At 31.7% G+C, this 15,267-nt stretch carries 11 protein-coding genes; 10 read left to right on the forward strand and 1 reads right to left on the reverse strand.

Annotated elements, in window-relative coordinates:
• The first annotated feature begins 3 nt into the window (after positions 1-3).
• The 6 genes from MUN68_RS02000 (at position 4) to MUN68_RS02025 (ending at position 7,141) form a co-directional block, all read left to right on the forward strand.
• Entirely contained in the window at positions 4-1,170 is a 1,167-nt protein-coding gene (locus MUN68_RS02000; protein WP_249994976.1) for a formimidoylglutamase, read from the forward strand.
• A 194-nt stretch (positions 1,171-1,364) separates the two neighbouring features.
• Positions 1,365-2,729, forward strand: a complete 1,365-nt coding sequence (gene porK / locus MUN68_RS02005; protein ID WP_449421299.1) for a type IX secretion system lipoprotein PorK/GldK — start codon at positions 1,365-1,367, stop codon at positions 2,727-2,729.
• Positions 2,730-2,798: 69 nt separating this feature from the next.
• Entirely contained in the window at positions 2,799-3,431 is a 633-nt protein-coding gene (gene porL, locus MUN68_RS02010; RefSeq protein ID WP_249994973.1) for a type IX secretion system motor protein PorL/GldL, read from the forward strand.
• A gap of 57 nt (positions 3,432-3,488) precedes the next feature.
• The gene (gene porM, locus MUN68_RS02015; RefSeq protein WP_249994972.1) at positions 3,489-5,051 is read left to right on the forward strand and encodes a type IX secretion system motor protein PorM/GldM; all 1,563 of its coding nucleotides are present in this window, start codon (positions 3,489-3,491) and stop codon (positions 5,049-5,051) included.
• Positions 5,052-5,090: 39 nt separating this feature from the next.
• Positions 5,091-5,990, forward strand: coding sequence for a type IX secretion system ring subunit PorN/GldN (gene porN / locus MUN68_RS02020; RefSeq protein ID WP_249994971.1), 900 nt, complete (start codon positions 5,091-5,093; stop codon positions 5,988-5,990).
• Positions 5,991-6,088: 98 nt separating this feature from the next.
• On the forward strand, positions 6,089-7,141 hold the full coding sequence (locus MUN68_RS02025) for an NAD(P)/FAD-dependent oxidoreductase (protein ID WP_249994970.1): 1,053 nt from the start codon (positions 6,089-6,091) through the stop codon (positions 7,139-7,141).
• Between the two features lie 17 nt (positions 7,142-7,158).
• Here MUN68_RS02025 and MUN68_RS02030 read toward each other — a convergent pair whose 3' ends face one another.
• The gene (locus MUN68_RS02030) at positions 7,159-7,542 is read right to left on the reverse strand and encodes a DUF983 domain-containing protein (RefSeq protein WP_249995195.1); all 384 of its coding nucleotides are present in this window, start codon (positions 7,540-7,542) and stop codon (positions 7,159-7,161) included.
• Between the two features lie 81 nt (positions 7,543-7,623).
• Between MUN68_RS02030 and MUN68_RS02035 the strand changes: the two genes are divergently transcribed.
• The 4 genes from MUN68_RS02035 (at position 7,624) to MUN68_RS02050 (ending at position 15,266) form a co-directional block, all read left to right on the forward strand.
• Positions 7,624-9,531: an ABC-F family ATP-binding cassette domain-containing protein gene (locus MUN68_RS02035; protein WP_249994968.1), complete on the forward strand. Its 1,908-nt coding sequence runs from the start codon at positions 7,624-7,626 to the stop codon at positions 9,529-9,531.
• Between the two features lie 89 nt (positions 9,532-9,620).
• On the forward strand, positions 9,621-10,754 hold the full coding sequence (locus MUN68_RS02040; RefSeq protein ID WP_249994967.1) for an efflux RND transporter periplasmic adaptor subunit: 1,134 nt from the start codon (positions 9,621-9,623) through the stop codon (positions 10,752-10,754).
• 2 nt (positions 10,755-10,756) lie between these two features.
• On the forward strand, positions 10,757-13,954 hold the full coding sequence (locus tag MUN68_RS02045; RefSeq protein WP_249994966.1) for an efflux RND transporter permease subunit: 3,198 nt from the start codon (positions 10,757-10,759) through the stop codon (positions 13,952-13,954).
• A complete protein-coding gene (locus tag MUN68_RS02050; protein WP_249994965.1) occupies positions 13,944-15,266 on the forward strand; it encodes a TolC family protein in 1,323 nt (440 codons plus the stop codon). The genes MUN68_RS02045 and MUN68_RS02050 overlap by 11 nt, the downstream gene beginning before the upstream one ends.
• Position 15,267: the final 1 nt, after the last annotated feature.

Here is a 15,267-nt window from a genome sequence, read left to right on the forward strand (position 1 = left end):
TAAATGAATTTTAATTTTTTGTCTCCTGTAACAGATTCAGTATTAGCTCATAATGAACTTTTATCTGAGCAAGCGCTAGGTAAAAAAATTAAAATACATTCTACCCAAAACGGAATCCCGAATCTAGAAGGAGTTCGGTTAGTAATCATTGGTGTAAAAGAAAACCGTAACGATGTTAATTATATGGGAGAAGAGCTAAACTTTGATACCATTCGTACATCGTTATATTCTCTATTTCCTGGAAACTGGCATACAAATATTGCCGATTTAGGTGATATTCCTGCAGGATCAACGATTGAAGATACTTACTATGCTGTACGTACAATTATTTCTGTTTTAATTGAAAAAAAGATCATTCCAATAATAATAGGCGGAAGTCAAGATTTAACTTATGCTAATTATCGTGCATATGATACTATGGCTCCTATGGTTAATATTGTGAATGTAGATAGTAATTTTGATTTAGGAGATGCCTCTGTCGAAATGAAGAACAATAGTTTCTTTGGTAAAATCATTTTAGAACAACCTTATAATTTATTCAATTACTCAGTTGTAGGTTATCAAACCTATTTCAATTCTCAGGAAGAGATAGATTTAATGGATAAACTCTATTTTGAAGCTTACAGATTAGGAGAAGTAACTCATAATATTAATGTGGTAGAACCTGTAATGCGTGATGCTCATATTGTAACAATGGATTTGAAATCTGTTCGTGCTGCAGAAGTAGGAGCAAAACAAAAGTATTCACCGAATGGTTTTAATGGAAAAGAGATTTGTGCTATTTCACGTTATGCTGGTATTAGTAATAAGGTGTCCTCTTTTGGTATTTATGAATTCAAATCTACTACAGAACTAGATGCGACTCCAATGCTAATATCTCAAATGATATGGTATTTCATCGAAGGTGTTAACTGTAGAATAAATGATGATGGTTTTGAGGATGAAAATAACTATCAAAAATACAATGTACTTATTGAAGATGAAGAGCTTATATTCTATAAAAGTATAAAAACTGGACGATGGTGGATAGAAATACCTTTTTTGCCAAATGTTAATAATAAATTAAAAAAGCATACGTTATTACCTTGCACGCACGAAGATTATCTAGAAGCGAGTCAAGGTAAAATACCAGAAAGATGGTATAAAGCGTATAAAAAGAACAGTTTTTAGTATATTTAGCTTTTAAAATTTCAACGCTTTTTTAATCGATGAAATGTTAATTTTGTAGGATGAAATGCAAAAAAACTGTAAAAAAAATTGTTTTTTACAAAATATATAAATATGTTTACTGCCTTAAAAAAAATAAACACATTTTTAAGACATATAATTACAACTAAATAATTTAACCTCGAGTTTCTATGAATATTAAGAAGTTTGTTTTATTGACTGCTGTTTTAGCTTTATTAGTCAGTTGTGGCTCTGGTGACAGAGGAGAACTGATAGGAGTTAAAGGAAAGAAATGGCATCCTGAAAAACCTTATGGTATGGCACTTGTTCCTGGTGGAGCATTTATTATGGGAAAATCAGATGATGACCTTGCTGGTGTTCAAGATGCACCAACACGAACTGTTACAGTTAGAGCGTTCTATATGGACGAAACTGAAATTACTAACAGCGAATATCGTGAATTTGTATATTGGGTTAGAGATTCAATATTAAAGACTAAACTAGCAATTTTAGCTGATGAAATTGGCGAAACTCCAGGTACTGGAGGAATTGGAGAGTTTGCATTTAATGATGCCGATCCAGAAAACATGTCTGTGTACGAGAAATACATGTATGATAACTATAGTGGATTAGGACCAACTGGTTATGAAGGCCGTAAACTTAATCGCGATGCTGAATTGATTTTCGATACCAACGACTATCCAGATGAGTATTATGCTGAAGTTATGGATACGATGTATATACCTATTGAGGAATCATATAATGGGCAACGTACTTGGGATGTGAAGAAATTTAAGTTCCAGTATAAATATATGGATATCCAAAAAGCTGCCAAAGATCGTAACTTATCACGTAAAGATGTTATAATTACTGAAGAAGTTGAAGTGTATCCAGACACAACTGCTTGGATTCGAGATTTTTCATATTCTTATAATGAGCCAATGCATAATGATTATTTCTGGCATGACGCTTATGGTGATTATCCTGTAGTAGGAGTGTCTTGGAAACAAGCTACAGCTTTCTGTCAATGGAGAACATTAAAGAAAAATACATATCAAAAAAGTAAAGGGAAGCCATTTGTAAATACGTTTAGATTACCTTCAGAAGCAGAGTGGGAATACGCTGCGAGAGGTGGTCTTCAAGGAGCGACTTATCCTTGGGGTGGACCTTATGCTAAAAATGATAGAGGTTGCTTTATGGCGAACTTTAAACCATTAAGAGGTGATTATGCAGCAGATCAAGCACTTTATACTGTTGAAGCTGATGCGTATGAGCCAAATGACTTCGACCTTTATAATATGGCAGGAAATGTTTCAGAATGGGTTCAAGGATCTTATGATCCTGCTTCATACGAGTATTCTGCATCATTTAATCCAAATGTAAATGATCCAGATAACGAACGTAAAGTTGTTCGTGGAGGATCTTGGAAAGATGTTGCATACTTCTTACAAGTAAGTTCTAGAGATTACGAATATGCAGATTCTGCAAGAAGCTACATTGGATTTAGAACAGTTCAGGATTATATGGGAACTGAAGTAACATTAAATGCAGCAACTAACTAATAATTAACTAAACTAAATATATTAATCTACCTTAAGTAATTAACTTAGGCTTAAAACTAAAAACAAATTATGGCACAAAAGAAATTATCAACAATGAATATGGTCTACGGACTTGGAGCAGCAATTGTAATTGTAGGAGCTTTATTCAAAATACAACACTGGCCTTATGGATCTTTAATCTTAACTATAGGTATGATTGTTGAAGCATTAGTATTTACTTTATCTGCTTTCGAAAAGCAAGGTGGTGAATTAGATTGGTCTTTAGTGTATCCAGAATTAGCTGGTGGTCAATCATTAGGTGGTAAAAAGAAAAAAGAAGAGCCTAAAGATGCTGAAGGATTACTGTCTAAAAAATTAGATAACCTTTTAAAAGAAGCTAAAATTGATGGTGAATTAATGGCAAGCTTAGGGTCAAGTATCAAAAATTTCGAAGGCGCTGCAAAAGGAATCAGTCCAACTGTTGATTCTATGAATGCTCAAAAGAAATATAGCGAAGAAATGTCTTTAGCTGCTGCTCAAATGGAATCATTAAATAGCCTTTATAAAGTACAAATGGAAAGCGCTAATCGTCAAGCTACTATTAATGAAGAAGCTGTTGAAAACGCAACTAAATTAAAAGAACAAATGCAATCATTAGCATCTAACTTGTCATCTTTAAATGGTGTTTATGGTGGAATGCTTACTGCAATGAATAAAAGCTAATTAGTTTTTAAACTAGAATTAATAATAACTATTAACAAACTAAAAAACTAATTTAAAATGGCAGGAGGAAAATTATCTGCAAGGCAGAAAATGATTAACTTAATGTACTTAGTATTTATTGCTATGATGGCGATGAATATGTCTAAAGAAGTACTATCCGCTTTCGGATTAATGGAAGCAAAATTTGCTGATGCTAACGAAGCGACTTCAAATAGAAATGAAGCATTATTGACAGATTTAAAAGAAAAGGGTGTTGAAAAACCAGAAGAGTTTAAAATACCGGCTGCACGTGCTGAACAAGTACAAATAGCATCTGATAAATTTTATAATTATCTTGAATCTTTAAAAGTAGATTTACTTAGGAAAGGAGAGTATAAAATCGATCCTGAAACTGGTAAGTTGCCTTTTGAAGCAATGGATAAAACTGATATTCTTGATGAAGCATGGTTTACAGGAGATCGCCTAACTAAAAAAGGTGATGAAGTAATGGCTGAACTTAATGGGTATAAAGACGCTATTAAAACAGTTTTAGCAACTGATGAAGCTTACAGAGGTTCTAGTGAATCTTTTGAAAAGACTTTTAGTACAGCTCAAGAGGTGAACAAAGATGGAAAGAAAATTGATTTTTTAAATTATAATTTCCAAGGTTTTCCTGCTATTGCATCTTATACGAAGTTAACAGCAATGCAAAATGATGTTAAAGTTGCAGAAGCAAGTATGTATAATTTGTTTTTAGGAAAAACGTTAACAGAAGCAACTACCTTAAATAACTATAAAGCAATCGTATTAGCTGATAAATCTGCATTTTTTGCTGGTGAGAAGTTTCAAGGACGTGTTGTAATAGGTAAATATGCTAATGTACCACCAACTAAATTAGTTGTCGAAGGTCAAGAAGTTGATCTATCAAAAGCTATTGATTCTTCAGGTGCTGCTCGATTAGATTTTAATGTTGGAGCTGTAGGTGAACACACAATTAATGGTGAATTTACATTTATCGAAAACGGTAAAGAGTTACCTATTAAAATTGAATCTAATTATGTTGTTGTACCAAGACCAAATTCTGCTACAATTTCTGCAGATAAGATGAACGTTGTGTATCGTGGTGTTGTAAATCCAATGACAATTTCTTTTGCTGGTGTTCCAGATAATAAAGTATCTGCTTCAGGTGCTGGATTGAAAAAAGGATCTGGTACAGGTAAATACTCAATGGTTCCTAGTTCTGGTAGAGAAGTGACAATTAATGTTACTGCAACATTAGATGATGGTTCTAAAGTAAGTGATAAAGCTGTATTTAGAATTAAAGATATTCCTAAACCTACCGGAAAAATTAACGGTCAGAGTGAAGGTAAATTACCTAGAAATAACGTAGAGATTGGTAAAGTTGAATCTGTATTAGAAGATTTCGATTTTGATTTACCATTAACTGTAACAAGCTTTAAAATTAAAGTACCTGGTCAACCATCTGTAACATGTTCTGGAAACAGATTAAATGGAACAGCAAAAGGGGCTTTACGTAAAGCCAAAAGAGGTGCAGCAGTTCAAATTTTTGATATCAAGTCTAGAAGTACTGGGCCAGTTATCAAGCCTGCAACACCAGTTGTTATAGAGTTATCTAACTAATCAACGTTATAGAATAACCCAAATTTAAAATTAAAAGAGATGAATTATAAATTCGTATTATCAATTTTTGTTACTGTAGGAATCACCTCTAGTGTATTTTCTCAGGCAAATATTTTAAATGCTAAAACACCTCAAGAAGTTGGTGTTAAAACTGAAGCTCAGTTAGCACTAGATAATGACAAACCATTAGAATACGGTTATCTTGATGATAGAGATATATTGTTCTCTAAAATGACTTGGGAAAAAGTGGTTTTAGATGAACGTGTAAACTTTCCTATGTACTTTCCAACAGATACAAATAATATTGGTAAAGACAGACGTTCTTTATATCATACATTGATAAAAGCTGTTAAAGATGGAGAGATTGAAAATGTTTATAATGATTCTTATTTTACTGAAAAAAGATCGGTTAAGGAACTTAAAGACATCACCACTAAAGTAGATACTTTAGATATTGGTTACGACCAATTAAACGCTGATGGTTATGTAGATCCTGAATATATCACAACAAGAAATATTGAAGCTTTTGATATTAGCGCTTATTTAATTAAAGGGCTTTGGTATTTTGATAAGCGTCATGGAGAATTAAAGTATAGAATTTTAGGTATTGCGCCAGCAGCACCAGATATTAACTTTATTGATTCTAATGACGAAACGAATAGAGTTCCAAATGCATTGTTTTGGGTGTTTTTCCCTGAAGCTAGAGAAGTTTTACACAATTCTAAAGCTTTTAATAACAAGAATAGTGCAATGCCAATATCTTTTGATCATTTGTTAAATTCTAGACGCTTTAACGCTTACATGTACAAAGAAGAAAATGTATATGGAGATCGTGAAGTAAAAGAATATGTTGCAGATAATGCTTTAATGCAAATGTTAGAATCTGATCGTATTAAAAATAAGATTCGTAATTTCGAGCAAGACATGTGGTCCTATTAAGTATCACATAGTATATATAAAAACGCTCACTATTTTAGTGAGCGTTTTTTATTTTAAGAATATGTATTACAATACTCTTTTATATTACTTTTGTTATAATGAAGCAGGTAGATTATATAATAGTTGGTAATGGATTAGCAGGTATTGCTTTTTGTGAGCAACTTAGAAAACATAATAAAGACTTTGTTGTATTTGACAACCAATCTCAACAATCTTCAATGGTTGCAGCAGGTTTATACAATCCTGTAATTCTAAAACGGTTTACAAAAGTTTGGAACGCTAAACTTCAACTAGAATTAGCAATTCCAAAGTATAAGGAGCTTGAAGAGTTACTTCACCTTAAACTTGATTATACAATGCCTGTATACAGAAAGTTTACCTCAGTTGAAGAACAAAACGATTGGTTTACAGCTTCAGATCAACCTGTTTTATCAGATTTCTTGTCTACAGCACTAATCAAAAATGTAAACCCATCTATACATGCTGAATTTGGTTTTGGTGAAGTCTTGCATTCTGGTAGAATTAAGACATCACAATTAATTCCATCCTATCGAAATTATCTTGATAATGAAAACAAGTTGTTTCAAGAAGAGTTTTATTATAATCAATTAGAGATTAAAGCATATGGAGTGCAGTATAAAAATATTGTTTCAAAATATATTGTATTTGCTGAAGGCTTCGGATTATATAAAAACCCGTTTTTTAAGACACTTCCATTAAATGGAACAAAAGGCGAAATGCTTACAATTAAATCTCCTGATTTGAAGATGAATTTTATTTTAAAATCTTCAGTTTTTATAGTACCTCTTGGAGATGATTTATATTGGATTGGTGCAACTTATGAAAGAGAAGATAAATCACATTCAATAACAACTAAAGCTAAAGATGAATTAATTGAAAAGTTAAAAAAAATTATTAATTGTGATTTTGAAATCATTCACCAAGTCGCAGGTATTAGACCAACTACAAAAGATCGTAGGCCTTTAGTTGGTGTTCATCCAGAGCATAAAAATCTGTTTGTACTTAATGGTCTTGGAACAAGAGGTGTCATGATATCTCCATTTGTAGCAGAACAGTTATTCAATCATATTGAACATGAAATTGAATTAGATAAAGAAATAAACATAAAAAGATTCAAAGTAGGTCGTTAATACTTAAATGATAATAATTATTTTTTCACCAAATTTTTGTCATAACTCATAAATAGATTAATCCATATATTTCTTGAAAGTCGCATTATAATAGGTCCAAATGCTATAGTCGTTACAATAATTGCAATGAAAGCTGTAAAAAGCGTAGAATTAAAAAATAAGTAGCTAATAATAAAAGCTGCAACAGCAAATGCAATTCCAACGCCATAACTTACATACATTGAACCATAAAAAAATGAAGGTTCAATACGATAACGTGTATTACATTTGGAACACTTTTCATTAATTTTTAAAACATCACTTAATACATAAGGGTTCTTAGTTTCGTACATAGATTCCTGATGACATTTAGGACAAACTCCAGTGAAAATACTGTATACTTTCGTGCCTTTTAACATGATTTAAATTTGTTTACTTTTGCGTTTTGTATTTCAATACAAATTTACGTTTTATTAATAATTTAATTGTAACAAAAGTAACAAATGCTCAATATCCATAATCTTTCTATTTCATTTCAAGGCGAATTTCTCTTTGAGGATATTACATTTAAACTCAGTCCTGGAGATCGCATTGGTTTAATCGGAAAAAATGGCGCTGGAAAATCGACAATGCTCAAAATTTTGTCAAAAGAATTAGAACCAGATTCAGGTCAAATTGCAGCTGATAAAAATTTAAGCATCGGTTTTTTAAAACAGGATATAGATTTTGTTTTGGGAAGAACAGTTCTAGAAGAATCTTATGAAGCTTTCAAAGAGATAAAAGAACTTGAAGCTAAAATGGAAGACGTTAATACGCAATTAGTAGAACGAACAGATTATGAAAGCGAAAGTTATAATCAATTAATGATTGATCTTAATGAAGTTCAACATTCATATGAAATTATAGGCGGTTATAATTATCAAGGAGAAACTGAAAAAATACTGCAAGGACTCGGATTTAAACGTGAAGATTTCAATAAGCTCACAGATACGTTTTCAGGAGGTTGGAGAATGCGTATTGAATTAGCAAAATTACTGTTACAAAATAATGATGTGTTGCTGCTAGATGAGCCAACAAATCACTTAGATATCGAGTCTATTATTTGGTTAGAGAGTTTTTTGAAAAACTATTCTGGAGCTGTAGTAATTGTATCTCACGATAAAATGTTTTTAGATAATGTCACTAATCGTACGATTGAGATTTCATTAGGTAGAATTTACGACTATCCGAAACCTTACTCTAAGTTTTTGGTGCTTCGCCATGAAATTAAAACACAGCAGTTGGCATCACAGAAAAATCAACAAAAACAAATTGAACAAACTGAAAAACTCATTGAAAAATTTAGAGCGAAAGCGAGTAAAGCGACAATGGCTCAATCACTTATTAAGAAGTTAGATAAAATTGATCGTATTGAAGTTGATGAAGATGATAATAGTGTAATGACCTTAAATTTTCCAGTATCCGTTATTCCTGGTAAAGTTGTTGTCGAAGCAGAGCACATATCTAAACGTTATGATGATAATCAGGTATTAACTGATGTTAATTTAATGATTGAGCGAAATAGTAAAACAGCTTTTGTTGGACAAAATGGTCAAGGTAAATCAACATTAGCAAAGATTATTGTTGGTGAGATTAAATATGATGGACACCTAAAACTAGGTCATAATGTTCAAATAGGATATTTTGCTCAAAATCAAGCTGAATATTTAGATGGTAGTAAAACCGTTTTAGACACAATGATTGATGCCGCAAATGAAACGAATCGAAGTAAAGTACGTGATATTTTAGGCTCTTTTTTGTTTAGAGGCGAAGAAGCCGAGAAATATGTTAGAGTGCTTTCTGGTGGTGAAAGAAATCGATTGGCTTTAGCTAAACTTATGCTACAACCCATTAATGTTTTGATCATGGATGAACCAACAAATCACCTTGATATCAAATCTAAAAATGTATTAAAAGAAGCATTAAAAAAGTATGAAGGAACTTTAGTTTTGGTTTCTCATGATAGGGATTTTCTTCAAGGACTTACTAATAAAGTGTATGAATTTAAAGATCAAAAAATTAAAGAATACTTAGGTGATATCGACTTTTATCTTGAACAACGTAATGTTGAAAATTTACGTGAAGTTGAAAAACGTACCATTGTAAAAGAAACCCCAAAAACAACGAATAAGCAATCTTATGAAGATCAAAAGAAACTTAAATCTCTTAACAATAAACTCAGTAATATTGAATCTAAAATAAATCAGTTAGAAAAGGATATTAAAACTGATGATGTTGAGCTGGCAACAAACTACGATGCCACAGTATCAGATGAAACTTTTTTTGACCGTTACCAAGCAAAGAAAACAAAGCTTCAACAATTAATGTCTGATTGGGAAACCATAACTTTAGAATTAGATGAATTGAGTTAAAAGAGTTCAGTTCATTTTTTATGGAATAATTAACAATTACAGACTAAACTAACTGATACTTTTGTGGTCATATTAAAATAACCAGACCAATGCGAAATATTATACTTTCAATTTTAGGAATCTTACTTATTGTTGGTTCTTATTTTTTTGCCAAACATCTTATTAATACTAAAACAAAACCGAAACCAGTTCCAGCTAAGGTTGTAAAAACGGTTTTTATAGATACGGTTTTAAATAAAACGATTCCAATTGTAATTCCAGCTAATGGGAGTTTAATCGCAAAACGCAGAGTAGAATTATACTCAGAAGTGCAAGGTGTTTTTAAATCTGGAAGCCCATTATTTAAACCAGGCCAGGAATATCGTAAAGGTGAAGCGCTTATTCGTATTGATGCTTCAGAATATTATGCAAGTGTGCAATCTTCAAAAAGTAATCTCTATAATTCAATTGCGGCTATTATGCCAGATTTAAAGTTAGATTTTCCTGAGGTTTTTCAAAAATGGCAATCCTATCTTAATGGATTTGATTTAAGTAATACGACACCTAAACTTCCTGAAATGACTTCTGAAAAAGAAAATTATTTCATTACTGGACGCGGAATTGTTTCTAGTTATTATTCGGTTAAAAATTTAGAACAACGATTAGCAAAGTACAATATTAGAGCACCTTTTTCAGGAATACTTACACAAGCTTTAGCTACTGAAGGCTCTTTAATTCGTAGCGGACAAAAATTAGGTGAGTTTATTGATCCTTCAATTTATGAAATGGAAGTGGCTTTGAGTAAAACTTACGCTAGCCTTTTAAAAGTTGGAGAAACTGTAGTGCTAAATAATTTAGAGAATACAGAAAGCTATACGGGAATTGTGTCACGTGTTAATGGAAGTATTGATGCAACAACGCAAACCATTACTGCTTTTATTGAAGTAAAAAATGATAACCTTAAAGAAGGTATGTATCTAGAGGCTAATTTAAATGCTAAAGAAGAGTCTGAAGCCATTGAAATAGATAGAAATCTTTTATTAGAAAGTCAACAAATTTATGTGGTTAAAGATAGTTTGTTAGATGTTATAGATGTAAAACCTGTATATTTTTCAGAAACAAAAGTGGTTTTGAAAAATATACCAAATGGAACAATTATACTTAAAAAAGCGGTTCCAGGCGCTTACGCAGGAATGTTAGTAAAACCTTTTCAGGATAATCAGGATCGTAAAGACAAGCAATAAGCATGAGAAAACTCATTGAATATTTTATTAGATACCACGTAGCAGTTAATATTTTCATTTTTGCTTTTGTTGTTTTCGGTATAATAGGTGCTTTATCCTTAAAATCGTCTTTCTTTCCTTTAACAGATTCTAAAATTATAACGGTAAGTGTTACGTATCCTGGTGCTTCACCTCAGGAGATTGAAGAAGGTATTGTGCTTCAAATTGAAGATAATCTAAAAGGTTTAAAAGGGATAGATAGAGTTACGTCTGTGTCTAGAGAAAACAGTGGAAGTATTACTGTTGAAATAGAAAAAGATGAGAACATAGACTTCATGTTATTAGAAGTTAAAAATGCCGTAGATCGCGTGCCTTCTTTTCCATCAGGAATGGAACCTTTAATTGTTGCAAAGCAAGAAGCTGTAAGGGAAACGATTTCTTTTGCTTTAAGTGGTGAACATATTCCATTAGCAACTTTAAAACAAATTGGAAGACAGGTAGAAAATGATTTAAGAGCTATTGATGGTATTTCGCAAATAGCCATTTCTGGATATCCAGATGAAGAAATTGAAATCGCTGTAAACGAAACAAGTTTATTGGCTTATGACTTAACCTTTGCAGAGGTGTCACAAGCCGTTAGCAGGTCAAATATTTTAACAACTGGAGGTACAATTAAAACAGATGCTGAAGAATATCTTATTCGTGCAAACAATCGTTCCTATTATGGTGATGAGCTTTCAAATGTTGTAGTTAGTGCCTCTAATGATGGTAAAGTAGTACGATTAAAAGACGTCGCTATTATTCGAGATCGTTTTTCTGAGACACCAAATGCCACTTATTTTAACCAAAAGTTATCTATAAATATTTCCATAACAAGTACCAATACTGAAGATTTAATAACTTCTGCCGATAATGTAAAAAACTACATAGAAACCTACAATCAAAAACACAATAACGTTCAATTAGATGTGGTTAGAGATTTGTCTAAAACACTAAACCAACGAACCGATTTATTAACAGAAAATGCCATCATTGGGATGTTGTTAGTATTACTGTTTTTATCTATTTTCTTAAATACAAGATTAGCATTTTGGGTGGCTTTTGGATTGCCAATTTCATTTTTAGGCATGTTTATTTTTGCAGGACAGTTTGATGTAACCATAAATGTGTTATCTCTCTTCGGAATGATTATCGTCATCGGAATCTTAGTTGATGATGGAATTGTTATTGCCGAAAACATCTATCAACATTATGAAAAGGGAAAATCGCCAATTGAAGCAGCCGTAGATGGTATTATGGAAGTAATTCCTCCAGTGGTTTCTGCAATTATTACGACACTTTTAGCATTTTCATTATTCCTGTTTTTAGATAGTAGAATAGGTGAGTTTTTTAGTGAGGTTGCTGTAATTGTAATACTTACACTGACAGTTTCATTAGTAGAAGCGCTAATAATTCTTCCTGCTCATTTGGCACATTCTAAAGCACTAAGAAAGCAAGTTGTCGAAGAAAACCCTTCGAAAATGAAGCAATTCTTCTCTATAATGCGAGTCATAAATAAAGCGGGAGATAATTTTATGAACTTCTTAAGAGATAAATTATACACACCAGCAATCACTTTTATTTTAAATTTTAAATTACTATCCTTAGGTGTTTTTGTGGCACTATTAATTCTAACCTTTGGTTCAATTGGAGGCGGAATTATAGGTGTGACTATGTTTCCATCTATCGCAAGTGACCGTGTTTCTATAGAATTAGATATGCCTAATGGGACGAATGAAAAAATAACCGATTCTATTATTTCAATGATAGAAGAAAAATCGTTTATAGTAAATCAAGAGTTAACCGAAAAATATTTAAAAGGAACCAATAAGCAACTTTTTGAAAATACAATTTTAACAATTAGCAGTAGTTCTAGCGCAAGTTTACAAATTAATTTACTGCCAGGAGAAGAACGACCAGATGCTATAAAATCTGATGTAGTTGCAAATAGATTACGTGAGTTGGTAGGTCCTGTAATTGGTACAGAACGATTGATTTTTGGTTCAGGTGGAAACTTTGGTGGTAGTCCAGTTTCAGTGTCTTTATTAGGCAATAATATCGCAGAACTTAAAGCTGCTAAAATAGAATTAAAGCAAGTATTAGCATCTAATCCTTTATTAAAGGATATAGAAGATAATGATCCTGCAGGAATTAAAGAAATTCGTATAGAACTTAAAGAAAGTGCTTATTTATTAGGTTTAAATTTAAGTACAGTGATGAGTCAAGTGCGCTCTGGTTTCTTCGGGACACAAGCGCAACGTTTTCAAAGAGGTCAAGATGAAATTCGCGTTTGGGTTCGTTATGATAGAAATAATAGAGCATCTATTAATGATCTTGATGAGATGAGAATTGTTACTCCAACGGAAGAGCGAGTAACACTTAAAGATATAGCTTTTTACACCATAGAAAGAGGTGATGTTGCAATTAATCATTTAGAAGGTCAAAGAGAAATACAGGTATCTGCAGACTTAAAAGACCCAAGTACTAGTACAACTGATATTATTGATGATTTAAAAAATATAACTATAGTAGATTTAAAATCTAAATATCCAACTATATCTGCATCTTTTGAAGGACAAAACAGAGAGAAAGATAAATTAATGAGTTCTTTAGGTAAAGCAGGAATCCCAATTTTATTACTAATTTATATTGTGATAGCTTTTACGTTTAGAAGTTACAGTCAGCCAATTTTATTAATTCTATTAGTGCCTTTTAGTTTAACTGCTGTAGCTTGGGGACATTGGCTTTTAGGGTTTTCGGTAAATATATTATCACTTTTAGGAATCATTGCTTTAATAGGTATTATGGTAAATGATGGCTTAGTGCTTATCGGTAAATTTAATTCTAATTTACGGGAAGGGTTAAAATTTGATGAAGCACTTTTAAATGCTGGAAAATCTCGTTTTAGAGCTATTTTCTTAACGTCTTTAACAACCATTGCAGGTTTAGCGCCTTTGCTTTTAGAAAAAAGTAGACAAGCCCAATTTTTAAAACCTATGGCGATTTCTATTTCCTTCGGAATTGCTTATGCAACTATATTAACTTTATTAGTATTGCCGTTATTTTTATCATTTAGTAATAGTATTAAGCAAAATGTAAAATGGTTGTGGACGAATAAAAGTGTTACAAAAGAAGAAGTAGAACGTGCTATAAAAGAACAAAATGAGGCAGATGAACACTAGAATTTATATGACATGTATTGTGTTTTTTATAGGATTAAATCTTAACGCACAACAAATGTTAGGTCCTAAAGAAGCTGTAGAATTAGCTTTAGACTATAACTACGGAATAAAAATAGCGAACAATAATACAGACGTTGCAGAGAATAACACTAGTATTTTAAATTCGGGATATTTGCCTACGCTTACAGGTAGTGCAGGAGCAACACATAGTTTAGATAATAATGAATCTGAATTTTCAGATAGTAGTATTCCTGATACTGTTTTGAAAGGTGCTGAAAGTTCTCGTTATAATGCTTCTGTAAATTTAAATTACACACTGTTTGATGGATTAGGTCGCTTATATAACTATAAACGCTTAAAAGAAGAACATCAACTTTCTGAATTAGAAGCAAGAGAAACTATTGAAACCACAGTACTTCAGATATTCTCAATTTATTATACTATAGCTCAATTTTCTGAAAACACGAATGCTCTAGAACAAACGATAACTGTTTCTAAGGATAGATTAGTACGTGCTCAATATCAGTTTGATTATGGTCAGAGCACAAAACTTGGTGTTTTAAATGCTCAAGTTGATATTAATAATGATAGTATTAGCTTGATAAATATTAAGCAACAATTAAAAAACACTAAGCGAGATTTAAACGTGGTTTTAGGTAATAAGCTTTCTAAAGAATTTAAGGTTGATACAAATATTGATTTTATGCTTCAGCTTAATAAAGCAGACTTGCTAGAAAAAACAAAATCTAATAACGTGTCTTTACTTCAAGCAGAAAAAAATATCAGCATAAGTGAGTTTGATATAAAAACAAACAAGGCACAATTTTTACCAACAGTAGATTTAGTAGGTACTTATGGATGGAATAAAAGTAATAATAATGCAGCTTCTTTTGTTTCAGTATCAACAAACACTGGATTGTCTGGTGGCTTAAATTTGTCTTGGAATTTATTTGATGGAGGAAGCACAATTACACGTGTTAAAAATGCTCAAATCAATTTAGAGAGCCAGCAGTTTTTAAAAGATCAATTAATCATTGAAATTGAACGTAATTTTAATAACGCATGGGATGATTTTCAAAATAAGTTATTGATTTATAGAATACAAGAAGACAATATAATTACCTCTCAAAATAATTTTGATCGTACACAAGAAAAATTTAAAATCGGACAAGCGACATCAATTGAGTTTAGACAAGCTCAGCTTAATTTACTTAATTCTGAATTAAGTAGAAATCAAGCAAAGTACGATGCAAAATTGGCAGAGTTGACCGTTCTTCAGTTAGGTGGAGAATTATTAAATGTAGAATTCTAAA

This window comes from Psychroserpens ponticola (assembly GCF_023556315.2).
Lineage (GTDB): Bacteria > Bacteroidota > Bacteroidia > Flavobacteriales > Flavobacteriaceae > Psychroserpens > Psychroserpens ponticola.